General features: G+C 43.1%; 34 protein-coding genes and 1 pseudogene. 22 read left to right on the plus strand and 13 right to left on the minus strand.

The genetic code is table 11. The annotated features are described in order from the left end of the window. Positions 1 to 71 precede the first annotated feature (71 nt). The 6 genes from QUD05_RS12185 to QUD05_RS12210 all read left to right on the plus strand — a co-directional run bounded on the left by QUD05_RS12185 (position 72) and on the right by QUD05_RS12210 (position 8,352). Complete coding sequence (locus QUD05_RS12185; RefSeq protein ID WP_289796275.1) at positions 72 to 1,886, plus strand: ShlB/FhaC/HecB family hemolysin secretion/activation protein; 1,815 nt, start codon at positions 72 to 74, stop codon at positions 1,884 to 1,886. A gap of 283 nt (positions 1,887 to 2,169) precedes the next feature. Beyond that, entirely contained in the window at positions 2,170 to 2,424 is a 255-nt protein-coding gene (locus tag QUD05_RS12190; protein ID WP_289796276.1) for a DUF7219 family protein, read from the plus strand. A gap of 777 nt (positions 2,425 to 3,201) precedes the next feature. Further along, complete coding sequence (locus QUD05_RS12195; protein ID WP_289796277.1) at positions 3,202 to 3,825, plus strand: DUF3859 domain-containing protein; 624 nt, start codon at positions 3,202 to 3,204, stop codon at positions 3,823 to 3,825. A 5-nt stretch (positions 3,826 to 3,830) separates the two neighbouring features. Next, positions 3,831 to 5,729 carry an asparagine synthetase B family protein gene (locus QUD05_RS12200; protein WP_289796278.1) on the plus strand — a complete coding sequence of 633 codons (1,899 nt, stop codon included), beginning with the start codon at positions 3,831 to 3,833 and terminating at the stop codon, positions 5,727 to 5,729. Between the two features lie 39 nt (positions 5,730 to 5,768). Continuing rightward, complete coding sequence (locus QUD05_RS12205) at positions 5,769 to 7,010, plus strand: diaminopimelate decarboxylase family protein (protein ID WP_289796279.1); 1,242 nt, start codon at positions 5,769 to 5,771, stop codon at positions 7,008 to 7,010. A gap of 169 nt (positions 7,011 to 7,179) precedes the next feature. After that, on the plus strand, positions 7,180 to 8,352 hold the full coding sequence (locus QUD05_RS12210) for a toprim domain-containing protein (RefSeq protein ID WP_354666127.1): 1,173 nt from the start codon (positions 7,180 to 7,182) through the stop codon (positions 8,350 to 8,352). Positions 8,353 to 8,450: 98 nt separating this feature from the next. Here QUD05_RS12210 and QUD05_RS12215 read toward each other — a convergent pair. The 12 genes and pseudogenes from QUD05_RS12215 to QUD05_RS12270 form a co-directional block, all read right to left on the minus strand. Beyond that, positions 8,451 to 8,816: pseudogene (locus QUD05_RS12215) on the minus strand (DUF4351 domain-containing protein); the annotation flags it as partial. Between the two features lie 54 nt (positions 8,817 to 8,870). Then, complete coding sequence (locus tag QUD05_RS12220) at positions 8,871 to 10,040, minus strand: tyrosine-type recombinase/integrase (protein ID WP_289796281.1); 1,170 nt, start codon at positions 10,038 to 10,040, stop codon at positions 8,871 to 8,873. Positions 10,041 to 10,043: 3 nt separating this feature from the next. Then, positions 10,044 to 10,322: a hypothetical protein gene (locus QUD05_RS12225; protein ID WP_289796282.1), complete on the minus strand. Its 279-nt coding sequence runs from the start codon at positions 10,320 to 10,322 to the stop codon at positions 10,044 to 10,046. Between the two features lie 22 nt (positions 10,323 to 10,344). Beyond that, positions 10,345 to 10,839, minus strand: coding sequence for a hypothetical protein (locus QUD05_RS12230; RefSeq protein ID WP_289796283.1), 495 nt, complete (start codon positions 10,837 to 10,839; stop codon positions 10,345 to 10,347). A gap of 307 nt (positions 10,840 to 11,146) precedes the next feature. Then, positions 11,147 to 12,397: a P-loop NTPase family protein gene (locus QUD05_RS12235; protein ID WP_289796284.1), complete on the minus strand. Its 1,251-nt coding sequence runs from the start codon at positions 12,395 to 12,397 to the stop codon at positions 11,147 to 11,149. Then, a complete protein-coding gene (locus QUD05_RS12240; protein ID WP_289796285.1) occupies positions 12,394 to 12,756 on the minus strand; it encodes a hypothetical protein in 363 nt (120 codons plus the stop codon). The genes QUD05_RS12235 and QUD05_RS12240 overlap by 4 nt, the downstream gene beginning before the upstream one ends. Further along, positions 12,746 to 12,868: a hypothetical protein gene (locus QUD05_RS12245; protein WP_289796286.1), complete on the minus strand. Its 123-nt coding sequence runs from the start codon at positions 12,866 to 12,868 to the stop codon at positions 12,746 to 12,748. Before QUD05_RS12245 ends, QUD05_RS12240 begins: the two co-directional genes overlap by 11 nt. After that, positions 12,865 to 13,047: a hypothetical protein gene (locus QUD05_RS12250; RefSeq protein ID WP_289795060.1), complete on the minus strand. Its 183-nt coding sequence runs from the start codon at positions 13,045 to 13,047 to the stop codon at positions 12,865 to 12,867. Before QUD05_RS12250 ends, QUD05_RS12245 begins: the two co-directional genes overlap by 4 nt. Continuing rightward, positions 13,040 to 13,270 (minus strand): hypothetical protein, encoded by a 231-nt coding sequence (locus QUD05_RS12255; protein WP_289795061.1) that lies wholly within the window; start codon positions 13,268 to 13,270, stop codon positions 13,040 to 13,042. Before QUD05_RS12255 ends, QUD05_RS12250 begins: the two co-directional genes overlap by 8 nt. An 87-nt stretch (positions 13,271 to 13,357) precedes the next feature. Continuing rightward, positions 13,358 to 13,723: a hypothetical protein gene (locus QUD05_RS12260; RefSeq protein WP_289795062.1), complete on the minus strand. Its 366-nt coding sequence runs from the start codon at positions 13,721 to 13,723 to the stop codon at positions 13,358 to 13,360. 6 nt (positions 13,724 to 13,729) lie between these two features. Then, a complete protein-coding gene (locus tag QUD05_RS12265) occupies positions 13,730 to 14,074 on the minus strand; it encodes a hypothetical protein (RefSeq protein WP_289796287.1) in 345 nt (114 codons plus the stop codon). A gap of 187 nt (positions 14,075 to 14,261) precedes the next feature. After that, complete coding sequence (locus QUD05_RS12270; protein WP_289796288.1) at positions 14,262 to 14,477, minus strand: hypothetical protein; 216 nt, start codon at positions 14,475 to 14,477, stop codon at positions 14,262 to 14,264. 233 nt (positions 14,478 to 14,710) lie between these two features. Here QUD05_RS12270 and QUD05_RS34025 point away from each other — a divergent pair, with 233 nt between their 5' ends. Beyond that, positions 14,711 to 14,902: a ribbon-helix-helix domain-containing protein gene (locus QUD05_RS34025; RefSeq protein ID WP_354666128.1), complete on the plus strand. Its 192-nt coding sequence runs from the start codon at positions 14,711 to 14,713 to the stop codon at positions 14,900 to 14,902. A gap of 221 nt (positions 14,903 to 15,123) precedes the next feature. Here QUD05_RS34025 and QUD05_RS12280 read toward each other — a convergent pair whose 3' ends face one another. After that, positions 15,124 to 15,450, minus strand: a complete 327-nt coding sequence (locus QUD05_RS12280; protein WP_289796290.1) for a KGK domain-containing protein — start codon at positions 15,448 to 15,450, stop codon at positions 15,124 to 15,126. A gap of 97 nt (positions 15,451 to 15,547) precedes the next feature. Between QUD05_RS12280 and QUD05_RS12285 the strand changes: the two genes are divergently transcribed. From QUD05_RS12285 to QUD05_RS12355, 15 genes are all read left to right on the plus strand, one after another. Continuing rightward, on the plus strand, positions 15,548 to 15,694 hold the full coding sequence (locus tag QUD05_RS12285) for a hypothetical protein (RefSeq protein WP_289796291.1): 147 nt from the start codon (positions 15,548 to 15,550) through the stop codon (positions 15,692 to 15,694). 114 nt (positions 15,695 to 15,808) lie between these two features. Further along, positions 15,809 to 16,024 carry a hypothetical protein gene (locus QUD05_RS12290; RefSeq protein WP_354666129.1) on the plus strand — a complete coding sequence of 72 codons (216 nt, stop codon included), beginning with the start codon at positions 15,809 to 15,811 and terminating at the stop codon, positions 16,022 to 16,024. After that, positions 16,021 to 16,299 (plus strand): hypothetical protein, encoded by a 279-nt coding sequence (locus QUD05_RS12295; protein WP_289796292.1) that lies wholly within the window; start codon positions 16,021 to 16,023, stop codon positions 16,297 to 16,299. The genes QUD05_RS12290 and QUD05_RS12295 overlap by 4 nt, the downstream gene beginning before the upstream one ends. Beyond that, on the plus strand, positions 16,296 to 16,637 hold the full coding sequence (locus tag QUD05_RS12300) for a hypothetical protein (protein ID WP_289796293.1): 342 nt from the start codon (positions 16,296 to 16,298) through the stop codon (positions 16,635 to 16,637). Before QUD05_RS12295 ends, QUD05_RS12300 begins: the two co-directional genes overlap by 4 nt. Positions 16,638 to 16,769: 132 nt before the next feature. Beyond that, the gene (locus tag QUD05_RS12305) at positions 16,770 to 19,154 is read left to right on the plus strand and encodes a VapE domain-containing protein (RefSeq protein WP_289796294.1); all 2,385 of its coding nucleotides are present in this window, start codon (positions 16,770 to 16,772) and stop codon (positions 19,152 to 19,154) included. A 663-nt stretch (positions 19,155 to 19,817) separates the two neighbouring features. Next, complete coding sequence (locus tag QUD05_RS12310; protein ID WP_289796295.1) at positions 19,818 to 20,123, plus strand: glucose-6-phosphate dehydrogenase; 306 nt, start codon at positions 19,818 to 19,820, stop codon at positions 20,121 to 20,123. Between the two features lies 1 nt (position 20,124). Further along, positions 20,125 to 22,812, plus strand: coding sequence for a hypothetical protein (locus tag QUD05_RS12315; RefSeq protein WP_289796296.1), 2,688 nt, complete (start codon positions 20,125 to 20,127; stop codon positions 22,810 to 22,812). A 2-nt stretch (positions 22,813 to 22,814) separates the two neighbouring features. Beyond that, a complete protein-coding gene (locus QUD05_RS12320) occupies positions 22,815 to 23,633 on the plus strand; it encodes a hypothetical protein (RefSeq protein ID WP_289796297.1) in 819 nt (272 codons plus the stop codon). A 113-nt stretch (positions 23,634 to 23,746) separates the two neighbouring features. Further along, positions 23,747 to 24,103 (plus strand): hypothetical protein, encoded by a 357-nt coding sequence (locus QUD05_RS12325; protein ID WP_289796298.1) that lies wholly within the window; start codon positions 23,747 to 23,749, stop codon positions 24,101 to 24,103. Positions 24,104 to 24,153: 50 nt separating this feature from the next. Continuing rightward, a complete protein-coding gene (locus QUD05_RS12330) occupies positions 24,154 to 24,519 on the plus strand; it encodes a hypothetical protein (RefSeq protein ID WP_289796299.1) in 366 nt (121 codons plus the stop codon). Continuing rightward, a complete protein-coding gene (locus tag QUD05_RS12335) occupies positions 24,512 to 24,877 on the plus strand; it encodes a hypothetical protein (RefSeq protein WP_289796300.1) in 366 nt (121 codons plus the stop codon). The genes QUD05_RS12330 and QUD05_RS12335 overlap by 8 nt, the downstream gene beginning before the upstream one ends. Positions 24,878 to 24,881: 4 nt before the next feature. Further along, a complete protein-coding gene (locus tag QUD05_RS12340) occupies positions 24,882 to 25,196 on the plus strand; it encodes a hypothetical protein (RefSeq protein ID WP_289796301.1) in 315 nt (104 codons plus the stop codon). After that, positions 25,196 to 25,507 (plus strand): hypothetical protein, encoded by a 312-nt coding sequence (locus QUD05_RS12345; RefSeq protein WP_289796302.1) that lies wholly within the window; start codon positions 25,196 to 25,198, stop codon positions 25,505 to 25,507. The genes QUD05_RS12340 and QUD05_RS12345 overlap by 1 nt, the downstream gene beginning before the upstream one ends. A 2-nt stretch (positions 25,508 to 25,509) precedes the next feature. Further along, entirely contained in the window at positions 25,510 to 25,956 is a 447-nt protein-coding gene (locus tag QUD05_RS12350) for a hypothetical protein (protein ID WP_289796303.1), read from the plus strand. A gap of 77 nt (positions 25,957 to 26,033) precedes the next feature. Further along, a complete protein-coding gene (locus QUD05_RS12355) occupies positions 26,034 to 26,399 on the plus strand; it encodes a hypothetical protein (protein WP_289796305.1) in 366 nt (121 codons plus the stop codon). The last annotated feature ends 6 nt before the right edge of the window (positions 26,400 to 26,405 follow it).

A 26,405-nucleotide genomic window follows, 5' to 3' on the forward strand; every position in this document is an offset into this window, starting at 1 on the left:
TCATACAGCCATAGCATACTCCAAAATCAAAATCAGCCCAGTCGTTAAATAAGGCACTCCCCTGAAGAGAAATGAGAAAAGAAACAGAAACTTGTGTTCAGCCTAGAGCAACGACTCAGCAAAGAATTGTCTATTTATCTCATCAGTTAGACACTTGGCGGAGTTTGGCAATTACTAAATGCAGTAAGCACAGTTTCAGTTTTCGGTGCGGCTTGTTAATTCTGCCTGCGGTCTGGATTGTAACTGCAAATGGACTGAGAGCTAGAGCTAATATTTTTACACCTGACTCAATTCAAAATAGCAGTCAGTCAGAGTTACAAATAGTACAAGAAAGAGAAGCTACTCCAGCAACTAACCCACAACCAGAGATACCACAACGCATTCGGGTTCGGAAAATTCAGGTTGTAGGTAGCACAGTTTTTCAGGAAAATGATTTTAATCTAGTAGTGAAACCGTTTGAAGAACGGGACTTAACTTTAGAAGAAATCAGACAAGCCGCCGATGCCGTTACTCAGCTTTACCTAAATAAAGGGTATATAAATTCCAGAGCAATTCCAGAAACTCAAAAATCTAGTACCGCAAATGGTGTTGTGGTAATTCGGGTGTTGGAAGGGCGTTTGACAGAGATTAATATCGAAGGGACGCGGCGATTAAACCCATCTTATATTCGTAGTCGCATCCAATTAGGTGCTGGTATTCCTCTCAATACTGGTAAGCTCGAAGAACAGTTGAAATTGTTGCGACTCGATCCCCTATTTACAAATGTGGAAGCGAGTTTGCGTCCAACGGGTAAGGTTGGTCAAAGTATTCTCGTTGTCAGAGTTGAAGAGGCAAACCCTTTAACTGGTAGCTTGGGTGTAGATAATTATTCGCCTCCCAGTATTGGGGCGGAAAGATTGGGTGTTGAATTGCGATCGCGCAATTTAACCGGTATGGGAGATGAGTTAGCTGGCTCTTATTACCATACACTCTCTGGTGGTTCCGATGTCTTTGATTTTAGTTATCAAGTCCCCGTGAACGCTATGAACGGCAAAGTGCAGATTCGAGCCGCATTTAATCGCAACGAAATTACTGAGCCACCCTTTGATGCCTTTGACATTCGGGCAAACCAGGATCTTTATGAAATCAATTATCGTCAGCCATTGATCCGATCGCCTAGAGTTGAATTTGCCCTATCTTTAGGATTTACCTATCAAGATGGTCAAACCTTCCTTTTTGATAACCTCGCAACCCCCTTTGGTATTGGGCCTGATGCCAATGGCGTTAGCCGCACCAGTGTAATTAAATTTGGTCAAGATTATATCAAGCGCGAACCTCAAGGAGCTTGGTTTTTGCGATCGCAATTTAATTTTGGCGTTGATATATTAAATGCAACTATCAACAATGATCCCATACCCGATGGTCGCTTTTTTAGTTGGCTAGGTCAAATACAGCGCGTGCAGCAACTCAGCAACGATCATCTATTGCTGATTCAAGCAGACTTACAGCTTACACCAGATAGCCTTTTACCTTCCCAGCAATTTGTAATTGGCGGTGGACAATCGGTAAGGGGATATCGCCAAAATATCCGTTCTGGGGATAATGGATTTCGGGTAGCGATCGAAGATCGGTTTACAGTGCAGCGTAATGAATCTGGATTATCGACAATTCAACTTGCGCCATTTGTGGACATGGGAGCCGTTTGGAATCAGTCTGATAATCCCAATCCGCTACCAAATCAAACTTTTTTAGTGGGCGCAGGCTTAGGATTATTGTGGAATCAGGCAATGGGAATTGATAATCTCTTTTTGCGCCTCGATTATGGATTTCCATTTATCGATCTGAGCGATCGTGGTAATAACGCTCAGGATGATGGCTTTTACTTTAGCCTTCGCTATCAACCCTAACTAAAGCCTATGGTAATCATAACTAATTCTGCGGACATGATATTACTTACTACTTTTAGTGTTTTCCGCAAAAAACAGGTCATTTTACTTATTCCTTTTGGTAGATAAGGTGCTTAATTCAGTATTTTCCACAGTTAATTACCTATTCTTCTGCTTTATCCTAATATTGAACTAAAAAATTAACTTCTTTCTTCAGGAATTTGAATTTTATCCTGTGTATATACACAAAGGGAAAAGTTTTAGTTTATAAATTTAAGAAGGAAAGAATTATAAGAGAAAACTTATGACGCAACCTAACTCGCAAGACAAAAACAGCTTGCTTTACCCTCGTAGTCGGTATTATGGTAAATTTCAGCCAGAGAATTTAGTGTTTAATGCCAACCTTCAAGAATTCTCTCAAAAAATTAGTTACATCACTTGCCTAGAGACAGGGGGTAAATTGTCTCAGGAAGAGGCTTACCAGCAAATTAAGTCTCTCTGGAAAGAGTTGAAACATAGCAAAAAACAACTCTCTATTGGCGGAAATCGGGAAATTTAAACTAATGTGAAGGAGGTATTGGTAATTTTTTTAAATCTAGTGCAAAAATACTTGAGCCGCCCAGAAAGTGATTTTAGGGCGGTTTTTTGGCTTTTGCAAGAAGTATCTTTTTCGTAATGTTAATTCTAGTTCTTACAAGTAATATCATGTCCGCTTGATTACTTACTAAACCCCAAGAACCCCACCCCGCCAAAGCTGCGCTTTGTCTCCCCTCCCCGCAAGCGGGGAGGGGGGTGGGGTGCAATGACTGTGGTTAGCATAACTAATTATGCGGACATGATATAATACCAGTTCTGTTATGTCATGTTCAGGACTTACGCAAAATCATGAAAAAACGAACCGCAGAGGACACGGAGAAATAAGAGTTTCAGAGAGTTATTGCGTAAGTCCTAATGTTAATTTTAGTAGTTGAGGATACAATAAGGGATTTCCAAGAAATAAACTATACAATCTTGTGGGGTGGGCAACATGAGCGCCCGTAATCAAGGGCTATCGTGTCGCCCACCCCACAATAAATAATTGGATATTTTTTTATTTGGAAGTCCCTAAGTCTTTGGGCTTTTCTTAGTGCCATTCGCTAAGGCTACGGTGTACACACAAGTACTTTCGTCCGTTATGCAAGAGGTTTATTGTAGAGACGGCGATTCATCGCGTTTGTGTTTACAAAAGTATCTCTTAAAAAATCCGAAAAGCAACAACTTTATTTTGTAGCTTATGATGTACCTACAAAAATGAGATTTAGCGATCGCAATCAAATTTTTCAACAGGAGTTAAGCTATGGCGCAGCGATTGACTCAAGAGCAATTATCACAAATAGTTACAGAAGTAGAAGGTCTGCAATTGCGTCGGGAAGCGGAACTAGACCAACAGCAGGTGAGAGAAATTTTACAGGAGTTGAATTTACCGCCTGAGTTATTAGATGAAGCGCTGATTCAGTTAAATCGCCGCCAAGCACTAGAAGTACAGCAACGCCGAAATCGATGGATTACCTCTGGAGTGGTGGCAGTTGTAGTGGTTGTCATTGCATCTACAATATTTTTCATGCAGCAGCAAAGTTCTACACTCTCTCGTGTTTCTACTCAACAAGACCGCATCACTTTGACACAAGATAATGGCGGCGACTTAAAGACAATTTCTCGCCAAACCAATCCAGAAGTGTTGTATCGTGTCACTCTAAAGGATGCACCTTTGGGTAAAAAGCTGGCTCTCTCTTGTAATTGGATTGACCCAAGCGGTCAAATTGTCAAGCAAAACAACTATCAAACCCGCGAAATTAATACGTCTGTCTGGGATACCCAGTGTCGCTACATTATTAACTCGGCTGCAACTGTTGGCAATTGGCAGGTGCAGATGTTCCTGGAAGGCCGGCAGATTAGCGATGCAACCTTTGAAGTGAAATAGTCCAGATGGGCAACCCGCATCACTTTCTTGGCTATTGGGGTTACGGCACTCAACAGGAGTTAGAAGCGCTGTTAACTAGTGTTGTGGAAAACCTCTCTCCAAACCTCTCCCCTACAAGGGAAAATTCAAAGCCTTTTCCCCATTATCCTCTTCCCATCTGGAATGTTGTTTATGTAGGAATCGATGGAAATTCCAGAAGGCAACAAAATCAGGACTTACACGCTGAACACCTGAAATCTAGATCCCCCCTAGCCCCCCTTAAAAAGGGGGGAACCTTGAAAGCCCCCTTTTTAAGGGGGTTGGGGGATCTCTTCTGTGTAAGTTCTAAAAATCAAATTGCTGCCATTTCCGCATCAGGATTATTTAGTTCACCCGATGCTTGGGTAAGTCTCCAGGAAAACAACTGCCTAATTTTGGGAAGAGAACCTTTCGGAAGAGTTCCTTTGTATTGGACTCAGCAAGGACAAATAATTTGGTTTGCATCGCAACTGCAATTACTTTTACCGATTTTGCAACAGTCAGAAGTTAGCATTCCTGGGTTATATGGCTATAGCTGTTTTTCTTACGTTCCCACACCCTTAACTCCTATTAATCAAGTGTTTGCAGTGACGGCGGGAACTGAATTAGTTTGGCAGAGCGATCGCCAATCAGGTAAGCTGCAAACACCTGAATCTAAAAAAATCCACTCGTGGCGGGAAGCACCAGAACAGTTAACAGATGAAGCTACAGCAATTACTGAATTGCAAACTCTCCTGAAAGACTCCATTGAGCGACAGATTGCCGATTTAAAAGATGAGCCTGTTGGGGTGTTTCTCTCTGGTGGACTCGATTCGTCAGTGGTGGCGGCGCTGCTGGTACAAGCAGGGGTGAAAGTCCGCGCCTATACTTTAGATTTTGGTGACACAGGGATTTCAGAGTATGGATATTCTGAACAAGTCGCCCAGTTTCTCAAAATTCCGCTTGTTAAAGTTGCAGCAAACCCAAATTCAATCAAAAATGCCCTAATTCCGACTGTAAAAGCATTAGATTTACCCTTTGGAGATGGTGTGTGTGTGCCGTTGTATCTCCTGTCTGAGAGAGCGAGTCAGGAAACTCAGGTAATTTTTAATGGCGAAGGTGGAGATCAATTATTTGCTGGTTGGACGAATAAACCTTTAATAGCCGCAGGTGTTTATCAAGCAGAAAATCCCGCCGGAGAGGAAACTTTTATCCAGCAATATTTCCGCACCTTTCACCGTCTTGGAGGATACGAATCTCAAGTTTATCAGCCAGATATCTATGCACAGATCCAAAATTTGCATCCCGAAGATTGGCTGTTGGCGGCTTTAGATCGCAATGAATGTCCATCTTTGCTGCATCGCCTCCGCCGTGCTAGTTTGATGCTCAAAGGAGCGCAGAATATCCATCCTCGTGCAACTGCATTGGGGTTTGCTCATGGGTTGTGGGTGCGATCGCCTTTTTGTGATTTACCTCTAGCAGAATGGACATTTAGCCTATCTGGAGAACTGTGTTTGCAAGGAGCTTGTGAAAAATATATCCTCAAACGGGCTGTAGAAAATTGGCTTCCACCCGAAATTGTCTGGCGACAAAAGCGGGGGATGGGGGTTCCTTTAACTTCTTGGTGTTTAAATGATTTTTGGCATCAGCTGGGCATCTGGCTCAATCCTGAGATACTTCGCGCCAACAATCACTTTTATCCTCATATTGCAGCCCAAATTGTTGAAGGCAAACTAGGAGCAGCTATTCAAGGGCGTCGAATTGGTGAAACACTCTGGTTACTAATTATGTGGCAACTTTGGCGATCGCAGGTTTTAAATGAAAAACTAAGTAAACAATCTTGGGATCATCCCTTTTGGTTACATCGTTGGTTATGGAGAAACTACAAAATAATTCGTAATTCGTAATTCGTAATTCGTAATTTACTGTATCAGTATTTTTGGTAAATGGTATCAAATAATTTGACTCAAAATCGTCTTAATCCCCCATTCTCCAAGGAACTTGCCGAGGAGTTACTGAATAACTACGGTTCTCCGCTTTATGTTTATAATGGCGATCGCTTGGGCGAAACTATTAAGCGGATTAGCAAAGCAGTCAGTTATCCGCGCACGCAATTTCGCTTTGCTAGTGTTACTAATGGCAACATTGCGCTGTTAAAAATTTTTCGCTCCTTTGGGTGGGGACTTCACGCCAATACCCCAGGAGATATTTATCTGGGATTGCAAGCTGGTTTCGATCCTAGTGAGATTGTTTATAGCGGTAGTAATTTGAATCGGGCTGAGATGCTACAAGTCCTGAATTGGGGAGTTACAACTCTCAATCTGGATAGTCTTGCTCAATTGCAATTGTGCTGCGAAGTTAGACGCAGAGAGAAAAATATTCGTCTGGGTTTACGCCTCAATTTGCCAGAAATTACCGGGGATAGCCGCATTGGGGTGCGTCCTGAAGAATTTGGTGATGCGATCGCTTTAACTGCTGAGTTTGGATTAAAGCTGAGTGGTTTACATTTTTATCGAGGGACGGGAACTAACGCTACAGTTGCATTCACCCAGGTGATTGATACAGTCATCGCCACAGCCCAACAGTTACCAGACTGGGAATATCTAGATTTTGGTGGCGGCTTTGGCTACCCTTATCATCACAACAAAGCAGCCTTTGACTGGGAAATATTTGGGGCTGAATTAACCGAGAGAATTACTCGGTTAGGACGGGAAATTGATTTGGTGATTGAACCGGGACGAAGTGCGATCGCAGGATGTGCAACTTTGCTTGCTCAAGTTGTTTCTGTGAAATGGCAAAGAGAAAAACAGATTGTTGGAGTTGATACCACTGTTGCAAATCTTTCAGTACCATCAGTACACGGCGGCTACCGAGAAATCGTCACCTGGAAGCAAGCAGACAATCCCCACTCCCTATTCACAACTGATATTTGTGGTAACACCACCTATTCACGAGATTATCTGGGGAAAAATTGCCAACTTCCGGCATTAGAAATTGGCGATATCGTTGCCATTTTAGATGTCGGTGCTTATGGTTATGCAATGTCTTCTCACTTTTTACACCGTCCCAAACCGACGGAAGTCTTGCTAGAAAATGACAAACATCGCTTGATTCGCCAACGAGAAGACTACAGTGTTTTACTAACAAATCAGATCCTTGATAGTTCCCCCCTTTTTAAGGGGGGTTAGGGGGGATCAAGCCCAATCTCAACCGTATTGACTAACAATTAATAACTAACATAAAACAACCATTATGAAGTGTATTAACTGCGGAACTGACAATAGACTAAAAGACCGGATAGCAAATCAAGGTCGGTGTATAAAATGCAATCATCTCTTTGCCTTTGAACCGACTAGTATGAGTAATGTTCAGATTACCGACCCTTTTTTTGCAAAGGCGATCGCTGATATTTCTGCAAATAATACCTTATTTTTTACACCCAAACAACTGCTGTATTTTCTAGATAATCGTCTAAGGTCAAAGTCAAAGTCAATTTCACGATTTAGTTGGCTATTTCTCTATTTGTTTCTTAATTTATTTACGTCAATATTTATTGTCGTACCACTGATAATAAATTTTATATTTATTTGGAAGTTTTGTAATAATACCATATCAAGTAAACTCAACATTACGAATCGCAAAGACAATGCTAGAAATTTACAAATTATAGGAGGTATTCTTCTTTGTATAGGAATTATCTTCAGTTTCACGCTCAGTCTGAGTTCGAGAACAGTTATTCTCTTTGTTACTATTCTTATTACAGGACTATTCTCGTTATATTTAGGAACTCGACAATTAGGTCGAATTAAATTTTTAACACAAGAATTTTTACTTTCACAATCTCAGTTTCAAGATTGGCTAGCTCGCTGGCAGCAAATAAATGGTTCCATTCTCAAAATTCTTCCTTCACCAAAGCAGGAAAATACACCAGCCACGATTAATCCTGATGTAACTGCTTACAGTTTTGATAGATTAGTCGTTTGTGATACTGCCAGTATTGCTCAATTATTAATTGCTAATAATTTTCACTTTGAAAATAACTGTGCAATCCTCAGCATTACTGGATATCCTCAAAGCATTTTTGACACCACAATGCAAATGCTGCGCCGCAATCCCGATTTGAAAGTCTATGCAATACATGATTGCAATCCACGAGGAATTGCTTTAGTTCATAATTTGAGAACCAACGCTAATTGGTTTCTCAATAGCGAGATTGCGATTATTGATATTGGACTAACGCCACGTCAAATTATCGCTACTAAGCGCGGAATGTTCATTCAATCCTCCCCAGAGTCAACGCAAGCAGCTAAACAATTGCCTGAAGAAATACGTCAAAGTTTATCTGCTGAAGAATTAGCATGGTTAGAATCTGGAAAATTTGTAGAATTGGAATCTTTCACTCCCCAAAGAATAATTAAAGTTCTGCAAAAGGGTATTGCTGGTAGCCAAACTTTAGAAAGTGATGACAGTAGCTTGCTTTTAGTCGGCAATACAGGAAATGATATGTACGTTGTTGAAAGTTTTGGTTAGTATTCTTATTTCAATTGTAGGGGTAATTCATAACTTGCCCCTACACGAATAAAGCTTAGTTTTACATAAAATTTATTTAATTGATTTACAGATTAGATTTATTCAATTTGTTGATTTAACCAAGCTTCTAAATCAGAAATATCTAAGAAGTCTAACAAAGCCTCTCCTAATGCCTCCAATTGTTCAATAGATAATCCTTGAACTCGCTCAATAGTAGATGAATCAATCTCACCAAAACGGCGATTTAGTTGACGTATAATTAAACGTTCTTCGCCTTGCTTATTTCCTTCTTGTATAGCTTGTTCTCGGTCTTGCTGATAAAGTGGTTTTAATCGCATAATTAACTCCCGATCGTCTTCTTCTGAATTTTGATTAACTTGTAAGTTTTGTCGCAAGTTATAAAGTAATTCTAGCGTTGCTCTGCGAAATGGATGATTTGATGGTAATGCTTCTAATTCATCTATTACACCCCTAATTTACAGCAGGTCTAGACATTAATTAAGTAGCATTTTGAGTAGCTAAAAATCTGGACACTCTACAGATGAAACCGCAGGGTGACAATAATATTTGAGTACTGTGTTGACGTTATCGCCTATCCAATAGGCTACTTTGTCAGGAGTGTAGCCAGATGCGATCGCCCACGTGGCGAAAGTGTGCCGGGTCGCGTACCCATTCAAGTAAGGGATATCTCCCCGATCAGCCAAATCCAAAACCACACCACTTTTTACGCCGTAAGATGTAGTTTGCTTATTCCATACGTGAAACAAGGTGTGAGTTCGCATCGGACAGCCAGTTTTTGAAGTAAAAATCAATTTGTTAGGCTCTGGAGTTTTAGGTTTTATTGATAGCAGCAGTTCTTGAATCTTTGTTCCCTGCTTACAAGGGAAAACTCTACGTTTCCCATTTTTTGTCCCTTTATTAATCATGTAGCTATTGCAGGATTTGCTAATTGTAATTCGGCTGCAATCCTCGTTTAAATCCGCCCATGTAAGAGCAAACGCTTCTCCATGTCGGCAACCTGTCCAAAACAGAAACTTGATCAGCGTGGTGTAGTGATTGTAAGCAGGATGTTGCTCAAAAGCAGCAATAATTAAATCTCGTTGAGCGAGAGTAAAAGCTCGAAAATCTTCCTCAGCGTCACTTCTGCGTTTTGGCTTTGGAATTTGAATTTTAGCAAATGGATTATTCACAATTAATTTTGATTCACTAGACCACTGGCAGCACCTGGAGAAATATGCCAGTGTTTCATATGCTGTAAAGTGCGAGTAATGCTTTAAAAGCCAGTCCCTTATTTCTGGAGCATCTTCTAGCGATTGAGTGGGAATTTTGCTGATGATGGAGCCAATTGCTGTGTATTTTCCTAAAATCGTAGTCTCAGCCAACTGAGTTGATTGAAAACCCCTAAATCTCTCCCACAACTCCCCTAGTGATATTGTGTTAATTTCTGGCTGAACAACTTCTGAACTTTTAGTTTTGAACTGATAGCTAGCAAGCTTTGGGTCGAAGCGTTCTAGCGCGATGTCATTTGCGATCGCATCTCTCTTGCTCCTCACAATCTCACGGTTGCGCTTGGTATCCTTAAGTCCGGTGCTGATAAAAAATTGTTTGGGGAATCCCTTTACCCAAAAACGAATTACTAGTTTTGTTGTCCGGGAGTCGGTGGTAATCCACTTATCTTCAGTGTCCATTACCTATATGCTCCCAGTCCCGCCGCATTCAGGACAGCAGAGCAATTCGCCTTCCTCCTGAATTAATCCGCCGCCGTTACAGCTACTACACAGGGTTGCGTTGTCAGCCGCTGCCGCAAGATAGAACCTGAAGCTTTCCTTGTCAATCTTAGTGTCGTCGTAGTCTGGATCGTCAGCATCCCGCGCCCAAGCCTGACCACAGTCTAAACATTCCCAATAACCATAATTTTCTTGGTATTGCAGCGTCGTGCAATTGCATTTTGGGCATGTTTCATTAGTCATTTTCTTTCTCCCCAAAGTTCTCTTACAAATATCCAGTGCCTTTGCATGTTGAGCATTTTGTTGGGCTGATGCTTATGCCGTCGTAAATTTTCCCTGTACCCCAACAATCCCAGCAGGAAACAGAATTCTCATACGCGTCTAGTTCTTCCTGTGTTAGCGGCTCACTTTGTTCGTCAATCTTTTGATCAAACCTTTGAAGCTGTATTTTGTTAGCTAGCTCTTGGATTTTTTCTATTCTTTGGTTGATTGTTATTCGTGAGATATACTGCTCGCTCAGTATGTGAAAGGACAAGCCTCTTGCTTCTTTCGCCGATGGTGTTTCACAAACATTGAGCGCAAATCGCCGGATCAAGCGTAGTAAAAGCTCTAATTCCTCGGTAGGGTTTATATTCCCCATCTCGCTAATTATTTCTTCTAGGGATTTTTCATTTATTGGCAGGATATTCCAGCCATCGCAAATATTATTTGAATGACTGTCGTCGGGAATTGAGTCTCCATCAATATCAATTTTGCTCATGATCGCAAGTTAAATTAATTGGACAATCTGTCATTGCAGATTTAAAAATTGTTCAAATTTTTTAAGTTTTTTAAACCCCAAAAATTTTGTCTACAATCGCTAAAATCCTATCTGGGGCAGGATTTCGCCGTCTACAGCCGAATTTTCGGGGCAAAAAAATTGTAGACGGTGTAGACGGACTGTTGATGGATTTGCAGTGAGGTATTGAGCGATCGCACTTCCACCCAAGTACTGGTTAATTAATAGGTAAATTGCCTATAAAGCTTTGCCTACAGTCCGTCTACAGGCTGTAGGCAAACTGTAGACATTACTTTGACCACCTCCAGCCGAGGCGATCGCCATTTCCTTCAACTTCCCCCAATCCCCTATCAGCCATAGAAGCAAAGATGATTCGTACCTCGTCTGGCTGCATTCTCTCAAACAAGCGGCTAGCTTGCAGCAGGATTCTGGCTTTTAAAACCTCACCTGGGTGCTGTTGACCCCAATCAAGAATGAATTGCTCAAATTCATTCATGGCTTTGGCTTGCGATTGCACCTCCTCACTTTCCCCGCCGGAGGTTTCTGGTGTTGCGATCGCAGTTGTTCCCCAATTACTCAGGTCAAGCTCACAAGGGCAGTCATCGACCATAAACCGCCTTTTACCACCAGCTTTCAACCACTGCTCTAGCTGAGGATCTTTGAGTTTAGTCCTGGCGTAGTCGCGCCCAAACTGCCCTAATCTCACTAAACAGAAGCAGCTTGAAAGGGTGTCTTTGTCTCCTTGCAAGCCGTAATTCTCAGCCGTGTCATTCTGGGCTAAGGCACAAATGAACTGTTTGTACCTTCTCCCGCGCTTGGCGTGTCGCTTGATCCAAGTGGTGGCATTGTCGCATTCGTCTACCAAAATGGGAAATTCCTCCGCGATCATGAACCGTTCTCGACCAGCGATCGCGTTATCTCCTCCTTCACCCCTAAGCTGAACTAGGTCTTCAAGGATTTCTAAGTCTTTACCCATAGCGGTGTCGATGGCTTTGAAGTTTCCTTTTCTACCAATGACATCAGCTTGATCAATCCACGACCAATCATCCGGTTTAGCGTCGCTGTCGTAGACGATAACGCGACCGCCGATTTTAGACGATAGATACTGGGTAAAGGTTGACTTCCCGTCCCCGGTACCGCCAACCAGGGCAACGTGTTTCTGTTTCTTCTGGATGTACTCAACTGGATCGGTGATTAAGTTCTCTGGTTTCCAGTTGGCATCGATGGAGCCTACAGTCAGCGCTAGCTGTGCTGTGGGTTGGGTGTTAGCCCTAGCCCACGCTTGGAAGTTGACCCGTGATGCTCGGTCGATATCGCCTAGCGATTCTTGCAGGAGTTTGGCTGTTTGGCGATGTCTGCGACCGACTTCTAGGCTACCAACGGAGGCCGCTAATATCCACGGCTTAGACTCTGGCTTTTGAGTTGCCCCCAGGAATAATAAGCCACCGCTGACAATTAAACTACCCCAGAATGACCACTTGGCACAGGCGTACATCTGCAAGTGTTGGTGTAACTGGGAGGGATGTAAATCACTGCTCATATCCCTAACAGAACCCCCACAGCAACTAACCCAACACGGAGCAAAAGAATATCTTTGACCTCTGGCACGGCTTGCCGCAAGTAAAGTGTGAGAATTCCAGCGATCGCCAATACTCCCAATACCCCCAAGCGGATAAACCAAGGGATGGGTACACTTACCCAGCAGCTACTCAATAAAGCGGGAATCGCCACGCTGGAGACAAGGGTATAAGCCAAATCTGGCAGATTGTCTGGGAGGGCAATCGCGTCCCTCCACCCCTTTTTAAATTCCTCCAGTTTGGATAACTGGGGGTTAGGGACTGGGGAGTAGTGACCGCTGCTGCTCGGAACCTCTACGACTATTTTTTGCTCATCTGCCATACTGCACCTCGATTTTGAGGTAAAAGGGGCGATTGCTTTCCTGTTTGCACAGGGATGCGATCGCAATTACCAGAGCCGCTATGGTGCAAATTAATATCATTGCTTGATTCACTCCTGCTCCTTCTTTGCGATCTGGGCATTCAGGTCAACCATCGCCTGGTAAGCGTCACCGAGTGTTGCGTCTGCTTCATACCCCTCAGTCTCTATTTTTTGATAATCAGGGTGGTTGTATATTTCAGAGATTTGTTTTGAGGTTTCAACAACCAGGTCAGCAAGATTTTTGTCAGTCATTGCTGTTCCCCCAGGTGCTGTACTTGCCATATCCGCTAGTTTCGGTGAGTCGGTCGTTGATTCGATTGATAACTTCGTTATCACTGATGGGCAGTGGCTTTCCTTGGAGATAAGCGGCTGAGATTTCGGCGCACTCCTGGGCATTTGCACCATTGCCTAGTAGCTGCCCCTCTGGGAAGCCAACATGGTGAATTTCGTTACTGGGATTTGGTCGTTGAGTCATATAATTTGGATGATGTTTAGTTTTCGCAGCGGCGGGGCTACATCGTATTGGTGGGCGATCGCGGATCTGTGCGGATGGCGATCGCCTTTAAAAATCGGTTTTACTTGCACTGGTCGAGTTGAAGTTGGTTACAACCCAAACCTGTGTAGAGTTGCGGATTGATGGCTTAAACTCGATTGGACGCCGGGTATCTAAACAGATAGCGCGACCATCATTTAGTTTGACGTGTAAGTTCTTCCCATTTTTGGAACGGGAGAAGAGTTGACCGACTTCGAGCAATGCCCAGGTAATCGGCGAGTTACCCACTACATAGTCGGCTTGATGGCTTTCGTACCCTTCCGAGAGTGGGTCTATAGTTAAGTCTTTCCACTCCTTCTTTCTGCCTTTTCGGCTGTTAACGGTGCTTGGCAGTCGCCCGTTAAGGGGTTTATCTGTCGTCTGTTGGTCGGTCATAGTGCGTTAATAGTCGCTCAATAAAGTGGGTTGTTTTTGTGGCTCAATTCCTTGCACTGTGGGTCTTTTAGCTTTTTGCGCATCTCTGGAATCGGTGACAAGTTCCTCTAGTAAGCCTGCTGCAATGTCGGCTCCCAGTTCAATCAGGTCGTTTTCTTCGAGAGAATCGCACCAAACGATAATTTGTTGGGGTATATCCTCAAATCCCCATTCTTTCTTCTGGTAGGCAATGGTGGTTTGTTCCCGCAGCGCAAGGAAGATTAGGCAATTTAGCCCAGTGTTTTGAGCGCGGTTGAAGCTCCCCATGATATGGGCGAGGATGTCTAGTCGGTTGATTTCTGTTACATTCATTTCGTCCACTCTTTCAATGTTTTTTTTGAACCGACCGAGTTTAGGATATCCAGGGCACTTTGCTCTGGATTTTTAATGGCTGCTAACCCTGCGATCGCTACGACTTACGGGTGAATGCAGTTGTCCGTTGTCCGTTGTCACTTGCCCCTAGCAGGTCTTTGGTATTTGCTCAGTGCTGGCAGGCTGCTTATCTCTTCTGGGTAAGGCTTAAGGCTGCAATCAAAGCATCCGAGATTTCAACTGCACGGGTTATTTGTAACTCCCAACTGAAATTGTTGGGATTCGCCAGCAATCCCTGCAATGCCATCGCTGCAAATAGCTCACGCTTATTCAGTCCATCTTCAGTCAGTTGCTCGTCTTGGTTCCACGCAATGGGAAAGGCGTTGTGCTCACCAATGGTCATAGGTACTCCGTCTAAAAGGTGTTGGTTGTCAGCTTCCCCTAGCAGGTCTTTGGTATTTGCTCAGTGCTGGCAGGCTGCTATCTCTGCCTGGTTTGGGGTGGGTGAGATTTGTTGTGTTCGCTTGCAAATTTAGTTGTTTGCGCGTACAACTAAATATAGTCTAGTACTACACGCAATAAATGTAAAGATAGTGTGCGTATACAATAAGGAGTAGTGCATGGGTACAACCAAAGATGAGAAAACCGTTACATGGACAGAGGAAGCAAAACTTGAATCTGTCAGTCTCTCCAGAGGCCGTGGCGTTGCTGGAGGAAAAAGCGAATCTATTAGGAATCAGCAAAAGCGAAATAATCGAGCGCATAGCTCGCAATCAAGTATCTTCAGCCCCGGAACAGCAATTACTGGGGGAGTCCTTGACAACCTGATCGATGAATATTGCGATCAGGTAGCAAATAAAGAGAGTGAAATTCAGCGCCTTGTTGACGAAGTAAACCGCCTTAAATCAAGGGTTCAAGAGTTTAAAGTACTTCGAGACGAACTACAAAAACAATTTCAAGAAGCTTCATAATAGCCGTCCTGCCTACTCTGGCAAGGACGGCTTTTCATGGATATGTCGCCTACTCAATAGCAGGCGACGCATCTGTGACTATTCGGGGTTGAGTTGCGATCTTAGATCGTCTAAAGGAGATTCCAGACCAGGCACTTTGTCGGGAGTGAATTCCACACGATAACTAATAACTAACTTGAGCCTCCCCTTCTGCCAATCTTTTCCCGGTTGGAGAACCTCAGCACTAACGCCGTCGCATCCCTCAAGTTCAGCAGTCCAAACCCTGTAATTAGGAAAATTCGACTTTATCGCTTTTTTAATTTGTGTGTCGATCTGCTGAAACTTGACAAGTTCAGCATTTATGAAACTCAGATTTTTATCCAAGCTGATTATTTCATTGCCACTCAAAATCACTACGTCACTCATTTTGACTTTCTCTTTCGGTAAACAAAATGGCGGATCAAGCGCCAACTCGATCCGCCTTCCCTAATCTTTCCCCACTGACCACCAAGGAATAAAACCAATGATCAGAGCTAAATTTACCTGTCAACAAAATACTTTCAACCACGAAACCCAGACAGCAACAGTCATCCTTCACCCAGTCACCACCAACCCGCCCAGTGAAGAAAACCTGACCTTCTGGAAAGCGACACCAGCTAGGTCGAATTGAACTCCAAATTACCAACCCAGAGGCAGCCTCTCAGTTTTATGTAGGGTATGACCTTTACGTTGACTTTACCCCTGCTAGATAGTGCGATCGTTGTTCCCCAACGACCAATGCCCAATGACAGACCAAAAAACCCAAGGACAAAGACTCGAAGACCTCATGACCAAGATAGATACCGAGATGCAGCGCCTGGGCTGGACGGTAGAACAAGGTCGAGAGCATTTGATTAAATATTACGGAAAGCGATCGCGCCTCCTGTTGACCGAAGAGGAGCTAGACAACTTTCTGCTTTACTTGCAACTTACCGATTCCCCAACACCCAATAACCAATGAGTACAGAAGAACAGATAAAAGCTGCGATCGTCGTCTTCCCTGAAGCGATCGGCATAGCTTCCCCAGAACTGAACAATGCGATTGAGATTGCTTGCGAACAGCTAAACAAATTCGTCGATTACCTCCAAACCCTAGACCCAGAGCTAGAACGGCACGAGGCAACCATCTTGGGAGGCGCTATCTTGCAGGGATTGCCAATGCTTTTTGAAGACAACCCAGAGATCATTGCTGGCATCAAAGCCGACTGCCAAAAGATAAGAGCTAATCGCCAATGAGTGACGAAATTATCGAAGTAACTATCTACAAGCCAAAGCGAATACCTGATATTTATCGCCCACCACTGGGACTGCCTCTGAACTGGCAGGATGAAGCATCAGGAAAATTGCGATCGGCGGTCTTCAAGTTTTTTAGCTATCAAACACTTTCCCCCAATGAAATCAGCCTTATCGCCGAATACTGCCAGCATTACATCAACGCCCCTTGCTGGGATGCTACAGGGGAATTTCCTAATGAGCTAGCAGCGTTAAGGCAATCGGCTGCAACACTATCTACCGTTGATGAAATTGGACAGTGGATTAATGGCTGCCTTGAAATTGCGATCGACCCTTTCTAACAACAAAAAAAAAGACCCCAGCTATTAACTAGAGCCAAAAAGGTTTTTATGTATGAATAAATACTTTCAAAGGAAGATTAAGGAATCTTTCTTTATTAACGCCAACTATAACATTAATTGGAGGGTAGAGCAATGATTTTACCTACCCTTGATGGTGTTGAAACAATTGCTACCACTCACTGGAATGAATGGAAGGGTAGCGCTGTTGATGATGAGATAATCAATCGAAACGTGCGAACAATTTGTGACTCCAGAGAGATTGATAAAATTTTAAATCGCAACACAAAAAGCCGTCATAAACACTCAGATAACCTAGTACCTGCATGGTGTGTTTCCGGCATAGATCCTTTAACAGGAGAAAACACACTAGAGGGTGTACAAGTAAAACCAGACACATCCCCGCTTGATAAAAGGGGTAAACCTCAAAAATATCTCGGTGCATCTGGAGCTAATGCTGTACCGCTATTCTTAAACACAGGAATTCCCGGATACTGGGGAGAAATCCTCAAAGATAAAAGCATCCCCATCCTCATCACTGAAGGAGCCAAAAAAGCTGCTGCTGCTTTATCTCTGCTCATAGCAGCTATTAGTATCCCCGGCGTTAGCACCTGTAGAAAAAACGGCAGACTACATTATTGGTTGGAATCATTTGCAGGTTTTGGACGTACTTTTTACTTAGCTTTTGACGCTGATGTCTTAGATAAAAGACCAGTTCAAAATGCACTAATATCATTAGCACGTGATTTGTCCGCCACTGGTTCCAAAGTGATGATTGTCACACTACCTTCTATTCAATTAAAAGGAATTGATGACTTTATTGCAGCCAAAGGTGAAGACGAATTCAGAAAGCTGATTGACGAAGCGCTCACTATAGAGGAGTGGAAAAAAGACTTGGATGAAAAACGCAAAGAACAAGAATTTGATTTTGAGGATGGAGAGGAAAAATCAAAACTTTATCGTGCTTACAAAATTATTAGGCAAGGATGGGGCGATTCTATTCGATTAAACCAGCTAAAACAACACGTTGAGATGGATGAATCGAATATAGATTTAGACCTTTTAAGGTTCTACATTGCTCAGGAATTTCGTATGGACATTTCAAAAGAAGATGCACATTTAATAGTCATGGTATTAGCAAAACAAAACGCTTATAGTCCCGTCGTTGAATATCTTGATTCGCTAGCAGCGAGATACCCTAACCCAGACTTGTCAATCCTGGATAATTTCGCCTTTAAATACTTTGGGACGACCGACCCGCTACACAACACGTACATCAAAAAGTCACTCATCGCCGCAGTGGCTAGAGCTAGAAGACCAGGAGAAAAAGCAGAAGATATTTGTGTTTTGGTTGGTGGGCAAGGACTTCGCAAAAGCACCTTTTGGAAGGAATTATTCGGCGCTGACTGGTTCACGGATGAATTTACCGCCAGTGGAGAGAGAGACGAACTCATGAAGCTTCATCGCTTTTGGGGCATCGAACTGGGCGAAATCGAACATATATATAAGAAGGCAGACGTTAGCTCGATTAAGAAATTCCTCAGCAACACAGTTGATCCATACCGCATTCCCTACGACCGAGAAATCAAAGAACATCCCAGAGCTTGCCTGCTAGTGGGCACATCAAACGAGCAAGAATTACTCCACGACCCCACAGGCAACCGCCGATTCTTCATCATCCCAGTTACTAAAATGATTCCCACCGAGGAATTAATCCGCGATCGCGATTTGATTTGGGCGGCCGCCAATCACCTTTATCAACAGGGGCATCTCTGGTATCTCACTCATGCTGAAAAGGCGTTGCAATCTGAAGCCAATAAGGAGTACCAATCGTCAGACCCGTGGGAAGAAGTGATATCACTGTACGTCAAAAACAAGGAAGGGATTACCACCCATGACATTCTCCTTAATGCCCTGCAAATAGAAACAGGCCGCCAAGACAAGGTTGCAGAAAGAAGAGTTTCAGCCGTTATGAGACAAAACGGCTGGCAGCAGCAGAGAAAGTGGGTCAGCGGTCATGCGTTACGTTGTTGGTTCAGAAAAGTTGAGAAAACATCTGGATCATCTGGATCATCTGGATCAACCCAGGCGCAGCAAGGGTTTGAACATGATCCAGATAGTTTTCCACATCTGGATCATCTGGATCAGTATTCTCAGCTTTCACTGATTGAAACGACACATACCACAGTCAGTGATCCAGATGATCCAGATACCCAAAAACATCTGGATCATCCAGAACCCGCTCACAGCAAGCTTGATCCAGATGATCCAGATGATCCAGATGTTTTTCCCAACTTTTCCGAAAATAATGTTGAACACAATAACCAAGTCGCCAGCACTACTGTTACTCGCCCGCCAAAGTGCCGCTACTACCAAATAGTCGAAGTCAGACCCTTCGTCTTTAAAATCGAAACAGATTTCGGGACAGTCAGCGTCAGCGCTGAACCCTATCACCTAGGTTTGGAACTGGTGATAGCAAAATCTGGTTTGAATTCCAAACTCCCGAAGGGCAGACACTAACCAAGAGTATCAAGGGAGATCCAGATGAAAGAGTGCTGCCCAGATTAGCCAAAGAATGTGGTGTGATTCAGCAGTGGCAGGAGAGGCGAAGAAAAGACTTCAGTTCCAAAATTGAAACTTGCAAGTTCAAAGTAAGAATTTTAGGAGAGGAGGATTACGAGTGGATTGGTGATTGTACTCTTCAATGTGTACCCAATTCGCCATCTAGCACCCACTTCATTTTCAAAACTCCCAAGAACACAGTCGTCACTGCTTACTTTGGGGAGTTTGAGGAGACGTAAAAAAAATGAAACGCGATCGCCCTTCTACCTTACAAGTCGAAGCGATCGCGCAGTTGCAATTCATATTTCCCAAGGTATTCGCCTTAGAGGGTTAAGGCAAGTGCGATCCTTTTTAAAGATTGTATAAATTCTTTTACTGTCAAATTCAGTACAGATACTTATGATATCTGCCTTGTATTTTAGTTGAGTTCCTGTTTTACCTGTTTCTAGGGTTAAATAGGTATATTTTTTATCGTCAGAATAATCAATATCTCTGTAACTTAATCGCAGCAACACATACGGTAAGTGAAACTACTTCCTCTTTTACATAAAAGTGGAACATTTACGATTTTTTTAAACTTGCATAAAACAGGATGGTAACTATTTATAAATAAGATTCAAAATGACAGCACTTAATATATCGACAGATATTCCATCTCAAATCGATACCGTAGAAAAACTTGCAGCGTGGTGTGGGATGGTATTGTTTGCTACCAACCCTACATTAACCGTAATTGAAGGTGTCGGATACACGGAACGCGCAACGCAATCTAACAATTTCTGGGTTGCTGCTGACGCAAAAACACGAAATATTACAAGACTATCGCTCGAAGTGTCAGCAGATCACTTATCCGGTAGCGGCAAGCCGTGGACATTCATCCAGCCGTTGAGCAATACCCCTATTCCTGCTGCTTTTAAGGCTAATTGATATGACGGACGCTATTAATCCCCGTCAATTTGCATCTTTAGACTACGCTGACGCGGATATGTATGGGGCATTACTAGAGCGTCCAGCAACGGGTACGCCTTTGGAGCGACCTCAGCCTATTGTGCTTACTGGGCGTGAAAATGCCAGCGAGAGACAGATGGAAAAGCGCCTGTGGGATGAGGAGTGGAAACGAACGGAAGCAGCGCGAACGGCACGGAAAAACGCTGAAGCAGCTAGAGAAGCCGAAATACTAGGCAGAAATGCATCCCAACGTCAGGCGATTGCTAACCGTGTAAAGGGAACCGATGCACCGGAATTACTGCCACCAAAGTCGGAATCACCACTCGCGCAATTACAGCGATCGACGCCGGAACGCCAGCCATTACCATCCACGGGTAGCCCACCTCCCACGATCGGCGGTACATCAGTCCGTGCTGACGCTCTTGTAGAACCCACAGCAACACCACGACCAGCGGCGATACGTGAAGCGATCGGCAATACCGTTGGTGGCATTGGTCAATCGCTACCGAAGTCCTTACCCCAGGCGGCGGGAAGACTCATTGTTCCTGGTGTCGGCGCTGGCTTGACGTTCGCAGGTGCTTTAATTGCTGGGCAGTCCGTTCAGCAAGCTGCTGCAACTGCCGCAGTCGTAACAGCAGGCAGTGTTGCGGGCGGACTTGTTGGTACTGCTGTTGGTGGGCTAATTGGCGGATACGTTGGTTCAATGATCGGCGGTTTCGCTGGTGGTTATCTCGCGAATGCACTTTTCCCACAGCAATTACCATCGACAGCAGCAAAGCACGAACAATACACGCCAAACTATCAACCTTACATAGGAGGGCAGGGGATCGGCATATCGTATTACGTATTCTGGTCGATGAAATTGGGTAATGGAACTGTCAGTAATTTCCAGTCAGCGCCAATTAGCGGGGCTATTACCGCTTTTAAAACCACACGATTAAGCGATGGACGTTGGCAAGTAGAGATTTTCTCCAATGATGTAAGCACGGGTGCGTCAGTCGTTGGGAATGCAACAACCAGTGAACCTTATGTGACCTCTATTTCCCGTGCAGACGGTCAACGGGATACCGCACCGGATAGACGCGGGTACAACCCAGCGCCAGCGGACAATACGCCACCGCAATACAGTTATTCGCCAATCGGCGGCGACAACACCATACCATCGGGTTTACCGACAGCGGGTTTAAATAAAGGCAAAGATAAGCAGATTGCTCCATCCATGCCGTCAAACAATACGCCGAATGGAGCGCCCGGCTTTGTTGGTCATGGTGGACTTGCGCCGTCGTACCTACCCAATCCAGAACACCAGCCGTCCAACGGTGGGGGTATGTTGCCGCAAATGCAGCCGTTGCCACAGCGTCAACCACTGCCGTTTGCTGAACCGGAAGATATCGCTGTACCACGCATTACACCCATGCTTTCAAGCGGTGAAGCATCCACAGCAACAAATCCGTCAACTTTCGCCCATCCGGCATACGTGCCAGAAACAGCGAAACCTATACCGATTAGTGATGCTCTATCGCCCGTGCCAAAGGCAAAGTCAGCACCGATTGCAAAAACGCCAACAGAAACGGCACTAGATCAGCAGAAGAAAGATTTTGAGGAACAGATTGGACGCATCACAGCAATTGCAACTGCAATTGCGGCACTTACACCAGCGATTCAAGGGTTGCCAGATGCGATCGCAAGTAACCCGAATGTACGCGCCGCCAATAGAGACGACGTACAGGGTGCAGTCTGTGAGATATCTCAACCTACTGGATGTCTTGGTGCGCCCATCAAACAGGCAGAGGATGCAGCAAAGGCAAACGGAACGAAACTTGACGAAATCAACGCAGCGCTGGGTGCTGGTAATGCTGGAGCCAATGCTGCACTCTTAGCAGGACAGCAAACTATTTTAGAAAGATTGGGCGATCAACTTCCTGGGGGAATTGGTGGGAAGTTATCCCGTTTTGCTGATTGGATGCATCTAGATCGGGTGCTAAATATTATGATTCTTGCCGCCACTGTTCACAATGCTTTGATGCTGTCCAATGATATAGGACAAACCCTTATAGGAGCAATTAACAATGTTCTTCAATTCATAGGATTAAAGAAAGAAGACGGGAGCGCATTTGATATTGGCTCAATCATCAGTGGCTCTATTGAAAACTTAATCAAAGGAGCCATAGGATCTGAAAATTATCAAGAGCTAACAACAGCTTGGGCTAAAGCCAATAGAATATACCAGGCAACAATTAATATTGCAAATTCATTTACAAATATCGGTCATACAATTACCAATGCTTTAGAGGTTGTTGGTGGGATGCAAGGGAAGATAGGAAATGCTCTAAGAATTTGGGGTGTAGTTGGAGAAAAGGCTTATCAATGGTTTAATCCACAACCAAATTATCACAGTCGAATGTTAAGTTTTTTTGAAAATGCTCAACAAGGTGCAAGCACGATTCAAATGGTTACTCAAGCACCAATAGACATTGTAAATGCTGTCACTGAATTTAATAATTCAACTACAGAGTTAGCCAAAGCAGTTAAAGAAGATCCGGAAGTGTCTAATCGTGGTGTTGAGATACAAGACGCGCAACAAACAAAAGTTGCACAGGAAGAAATTAAAACTGTTTCTCAAGGTGTACTAACTGGCTTAAGCGATGTATTTAATGCAAATGAGTAACTATGGCACTACCTGAAAACCTTGGCAGTTTTGAGCATTTACAGAATGTCTATCGTCAACAATTTAATCGTCAGGTTTCAGAATATTTCAAAGATTTGGGAGACACTTGGGAACCAGAAATTAACACCTCACGCGGTTCACTGCGAACAGCTTGCACAATGACTGATGAAGATAGCGCCCCAGTCATGGCAATGAGGCACAAACTTCTATACGACGTATTAGGCTATGGTCGGTCAAACTTGGCTGTTTTATATGGTAGAAATGAAAGTCAAGATATCCCAGTTACAGGACATCCTAAAGTCTGGTTTTACTTCTCTCAGGATGCTGCATCTGTAGCAGAAGGTACATCAAAATTAGATGCAGAATGCAGTTTTCGATTAATGGATGAGACACAATCAACTATCACAGAGTCGAAAGCAAGAACACTAGCAACAGAAATTAAAAATTTATTTGTTGTTGCTAAAGAAGGAATCATCCTAACCAAAGGTAAAAATCAATATTTGTATTTTCATAAAGAGAAAGGTTACAGGTTAAGAGTTTACGGCAACACAGAAGCTGATGCTGTAGATGTAATAAAAAAGTTGCTTCAGCTAACCAATACTACTTACGATCAAGAGCGTCTGACTATCGCAGTGCCCAAAAGATCCAATACGTCTGCACCAGAGACACAAATTGTTTACGGACAGTCCACTAAAAAGAAGCGATTCCGCCCAACAGCTAATGTGAGGTTTCGGTACGCCTATCTCGAAATTCCGGGTAGAGCTAATCCTGTTTTTTTGGTTGACACCACATATCGTTATGGTGGTTTAGTTGCAGTATAGATTAAAACCACAAAATCACTCCATGATCCAAGGAAACTTTAGAAGTTTCCGAAAGCCTAGAACCTCTTTTTTGCTTGCTATAAAAGATTTGCAGGCATTACTGAGTATTTTTTATGGCATCACGAGTTAAAGGTGTTGAAAACGCGCCTCATGTCATTGGCACAGGAGAGAATAGGGTTCTACTGGTTTTGCCAGATGTCTACGATGGAATTGGCACTAACTTAGGAGTTGTCAAACTTGTTGGAGATCCTCCTGCTGGGGTTCCCTCTACAACCGTTGGCCGCGCGATCGCCGAAGGGTTGATTCGCAAGATAAAAGTCAGTTATATGGACGGAACAAAACGTAAGACTGCCACTTTAGTAGTAGCTGGAGACAAAGCAGGTCAGGCGCGGGCAACTCTTACAGGAAAAACTTACCGAACCAAACTAATCAAAACTGCCTATTACCCCACTAGCATCACCTTGGGTTAATTGCGGACAGTTCATTCTACTTACATTAATTACTTTTTTAGGATTTAAAAATGCCAAAACTCAAAAGATTGGTCGCTACCATCGGAACTGCCAAATATCCTTTTAAGGGCACTGATGGATTATATGTTGGTGCAAATGCGACTTCAACCGGAATCGCTGTTTTAGATGAAGCTGATTTGGATTTGCCCGATTATCCAGTTAAAGAATTACTTCTTAAAGGTATCCTTCGCAGGGTAAGCGCAATTGTGCTAAATAGCAGCACGAATAAGCGAACTACAATCAAAATGCTCGTTGCAAAAGATAAGTTGGCTACAGCATTAGATGATTTGATTGACAACACAATTACAATCCCTGGAGGAACATCTGGAGTTATCAAGTCGGTAGGCTTTGCTCGTCGTGTAACCTCCCGTGGGTAATTGGGAATTGGTGGGGGAACTAACTGTTAGTAACAACTGGCAATTATTCCCCAATGAGGTAATTTCAGAAATTTTCCGAATTACTACAACAATTCAAAATTTGGATGATTGGAATAAATGGAAATTTAGAAGCGCTGCTTATCTTCGCTTTTACTATGCTGATGGTAGCACCTCCCCTGCCTACTACATAAAAGTCAACAATACTGCAATTCTTCGTGAATTTACCATTCCAGAGCCTTTACTGACAGCAGGATATCACATCAGAACGCCTGCGATTATTAGAGCATCCAGGTATTTGCCAATTACACCTAATTTAAACTTTGCTCAGTGGAATTTGAAGTTAGAAGCTTGGTATTAAATAAATGATTAACAATCCAGCAAGTATTTCAATTCCTATTTTTGATACTTGCGTTCACGACGAAAAAGAGCTTACGGCTAATGTCGCCTCAGTGATTCTCAAGCCTAATGGAGAAAGAAAGTATGCTGCTTTTATCAATAATTCCAAAATAGAAATTCTTTTGGTGTTGAGTGAACTGAATAAAGTCACCAACAGCAAAGGATTACTTATTAAGCCCGGTGGCAGCTACGAAATCAACTTTAATAATCTTTACGTAGGAACAGTTTGCGCTGTTTCTAAATTTTCTTGCAAACTTTCTTTTGTGGAGTGTACTGAATAATGGGTCTTGTTAATCCGGCAGTAGTAACAGTAACTGAATCAACTAGTGGCACATCAACCCCAACCACTGTTGCTTCTAGCGCTACTAGTGTGACAATCTTGGCTGCCAATTCCAACCGCAAAGGTGCAACGGTTTGGAATGAAAGTACTGCTATCTTATTTATTGAATTTGGTGCTACAGCAACAACGAGCGCTTTTACCGCTAAATTATTTGCTGGCGGATATTATGAAGTGCCATTTAATTACACTGGCGTAATTAGTGGGATTTGGTCTGCTGTCAACGGAAACGCTCTTGTTCGGGAGTTGACTTAAGAATGCCTTTATTTCAATCAGCATTTATAAGTAATTCTCCTATTTATTTTGAATATTTTCACGACCAGGCAAAGATATTGTCAGGCAGCGTTATCCAATCACCTTTAAGTTCTTCTTATAAGTATGGATTTATAGCCTTTCAAGAGCCACCAGCAATTGATAATAGCTGGGTTTTTTATCGCTCTCTACAACCTGGAAATTATCGCCTGTACTTTTTATGCAATGTTGGCAATCAGTTTGGAAAACTCAAATTAGAAGTAGATAATTCTTTGGCATTTGACAACTTAGATTTCTATCAAAACGGAGTTAGTCTTCACCAAACATTAACCAAGGACATTGCTATTACTGAAGATGGATTGCATGAATTCAAATTTACTATCTTCGAGAAAAACCCTTTGGCAACTGATTACTATTGCTCGATTACAAAAATATGGGCATTGCAAATTTAAATTTAGCTGACCCAATAGAATAAGATGTCTTGGCAATCCTTGGGCACTTTCGAGATTACAAGTACATATCTTTACTCATGAAGATTGACATTAACAACGCGCTTACTATTATTCTTGGGCTGCTTACTTTGATAGGAGCTATTTACCGATTGGCACAGGTAGAAGCAAATATCAATGCCAAAATCAACAGAGTTGAAAATACTGTATTAGCAGCTGTTGATCACCTGAAGGATAATTTTGTTGATCGGTTGTACACAGTTGAGAAAAAGGTAGACGTGCATCTAACCGAATACAACGAAAAGAAACTTTTTGTTGAGTATCGGCTTAATGGTATTGAAAACATGGTCAAGCACAAGTTTGACAGGCTTGCCAACTGGGTTAAGCAGATAGCTAGCTTCTTGAACAAGCAATCTAACTTTCAGATCCGCGATGACAAGTTCTAGTCACTG

It is taken from the genome of Nostoc sp. GT001, from assembly GCF_030382115.1.
Taxonomy (GTDB): domain Bacteria; phylum Cyanobacteriota; class Cyanobacteriia; order Cyanobacteriales; family Nostocaceae; genus Nostoc.

What these genes read in the sequence shown, in the direction of transcription:
- QUD05_RS12185 (WP_289796275.1), top strand. Translation starts at nt 72, where the DNA reads ATGAGAAAAGAAACAGAAACTTGTGTTCAGCCTAGAGCAACGACTCAG.
- QUD05_RS12190 (WP_289796276.1), top strand. Translation starts at nt 2,170, where the DNA reads ATGACGCAACCTAACTCGCAAGACAAAAACAGCTTGCTTTACCCTCGT.
- QUD05_RS12195 (WP_289796277.1), top strand. Translation starts at nt 3,202, where the DNA reads ATGGCGCAGCGATTGACTCAAGAGCAATTATCACAAATAGTTACAGAA.
- QUD05_RS12200 (WP_289796278.1), top strand. Translation starts at nt 3,831, where the DNA reads ATGGGCAACCCGCATCACTTTCTTGGCTATTGGGGTTACGGCACTCAA.
- QUD05_RS12205 (WP_289796279.1), top strand. Translation starts at nt 5,769, where the DNA reads ATGGTATCAAATAATTTGACTCAAAATCGTCTTAATCCCCCATTCTCC.
- QUD05_RS12210 (WP_354666127.1), top strand. Translation starts at nt 7,180, where the DNA reads ATGAGTAATGTTCAGATTACCGACCCTTTTTTTGCAAAGGCGATCGCT.
- QUD05_RS12220 (WP_289796281.1), bottom strand. Translation starts at nt 10,040, where the DNA reads ATGGACACTGAAGATAAGTGGATTACCACCGACTCCCGGACAACAAAA.
- QUD05_RS12225 (WP_289796282.1), bottom strand. Translation starts at nt 10,322, where the DNA reads ATGACTAATGAAACATGCCCAAAATGCAATTGCACGACGCTGCAATAC.
- QUD05_RS12230 (WP_289796283.1), bottom strand. Translation starts at nt 10,839, where the DNA reads ATGAGCAAAATTGATATTGATGGAGACTCAATTCCCGACGACAGTCAT.
- QUD05_RS12235 (WP_289796284.1), bottom strand. Translation starts at nt 12,397, where the DNA reads ATGAGCAGTGATTTACATCCCTCCCAGTTACACCAACACTTGCAGATG.
- QUD05_RS12240 (WP_289796285.1), bottom strand. Translation starts at nt 12,756, where the DNA reads ATGGCAGATGAGCAAAAAATAGTCGTAGAGGTTCCGAGCAGCAGCGGT.
- QUD05_RS12250 (WP_289795060.1), bottom strand. Translation starts at nt 13,047, where the DNA reads ATGACTGACAAAAATCTTGCTGACCTGGTTGTTGAAACCTCAAAACAA.
- QUD05_RS12255 (WP_289795061.1), bottom strand. Translation starts at nt 13,270, where the DNA reads ATGACTCAACGACCAAATCCCAGTAACGAAATTCACCATGTTGGCTTC.
- QUD05_RS12260 (WP_289795062.1), bottom strand. Translation starts at nt 13,723, where the DNA reads ATGACCGACCAACAGACGACAGATAAACCCCTTAACGGGCGACTGCCA.
- QUD05_RS12265 (WP_289796287.1), bottom strand. Translation starts at nt 14,074, where the DNA reads ATGAATGTAACAGAAATCAACCGACTAGACATCCTCGCCCATATCATG.
- QUD05_RS12270 (WP_289796288.1), bottom strand. Translation starts at nt 14,477, where the DNA reads ATGACCATTGGTGAGCACAACGCCTTTCCCATTGCGTGGAACCAAGAC.
- QUD05_RS34025 (WP_354666128.1), top strand. Translation starts at nt 14,711, where the DNA reads ATGAGAAAACCGTTACATGGACAGAGGAAGCAAAACTTGAATCTGTCA.
- QUD05_RS12280 (WP_289796290.1), bottom strand. Translation starts at nt 15,450, where the DNA reads ATGAGTGACGTAGTGATTTTGAGTGGCAATGAAATAATCAGCTTGGAT.
- QUD05_RS12285 (WP_289796291.1), top strand. Translation starts at nt 15,548, where the DNA reads ATGATCAGAGCTAAATTTACCTGTCAACAAAATACTTTCAACCACGAA.
- QUD05_RS12290 (WP_354666129.1), top strand. Translation starts at nt 15,809, where the DNA reads ATGACAGACCAAAAAACCCAAGGACAAAGACTCGAAGACCTCATGACC.
- QUD05_RS12295 (WP_289796292.1), top strand. Translation starts at nt 16,021, where the DNA reads ATGAGTACAGAAGAACAGATAAAAGCTGCGATCGTCGTCTTCCCTGAA.
- QUD05_RS12300 (WP_289796293.1), top strand. Translation starts at nt 16,296, where the DNA reads ATGAGTGACGAAATTATCGAAGTAACTATCTACAAGCCAAAGCGAATA.
- QUD05_RS12305 (WP_289796294.1), top strand. Translation starts at nt 16,770, where the DNA reads ATGATTTTACCTACCCTTGATGGTGTTGAAACAATTGCTACCACTCAC.
- QUD05_RS12310 (WP_289796295.1), top strand. Translation starts at nt 19,818, where the DNA reads ATGACAGCACTTAATATATCGACAGATATTCCATCTCAAATCGATACC.
- QUD05_RS12315 (WP_289796296.1), top strand. Translation starts at nt 20,125, where the DNA reads ATGACGGACGCTATTAATCCCCGTCAATTTGCATCTTTAGACTACGCT.
- QUD05_RS12320 (WP_289796297.1), top strand. Translation starts at nt 22,815, where the DNA reads ATGGCACTACCTGAAAACCTTGGCAGTTTTGAGCATTTACAGAATGTC.
- QUD05_RS12325 (WP_289796298.1), top strand. Translation starts at nt 23,747, where the DNA reads ATGGCATCACGAGTTAAAGGTGTTGAAAACGCGCCTCATGTCATTGGC.
- QUD05_RS12330 (WP_289796299.1), top strand. Translation starts at nt 24,154, where the DNA reads ATGCCAAAACTCAAAAGATTGGTCGCTACCATCGGAACTGCCAAATAT.
- QUD05_RS12340 (WP_289796301.1), top strand. Translation starts at nt 24,882, where the DNA reads ATGATTAACAATCCAGCAAGTATTTCAATTCCTATTTTTGATACTTGC.
- QUD05_RS12345 (WP_289796302.1), top strand. Translation starts at nt 25,196, where the DNA reads ATGGGTCTTGTTAATCCGGCAGTAGTAACAGTAACTGAATCAACTAGT.
- QUD05_RS12350 (WP_289796303.1), top strand. Translation starts at nt 25,510, where the DNA reads ATGCCTTTATTTCAATCAGCATTTATAAGTAATTCTCCTATTTATTTT.
- QUD05_RS12355 (WP_289796305.1), top strand. Translation starts at nt 26,034, where the DNA reads ATGAAGATTGACATTAACAACGCGCTTACTATTATTCTTGGGCTGCTT.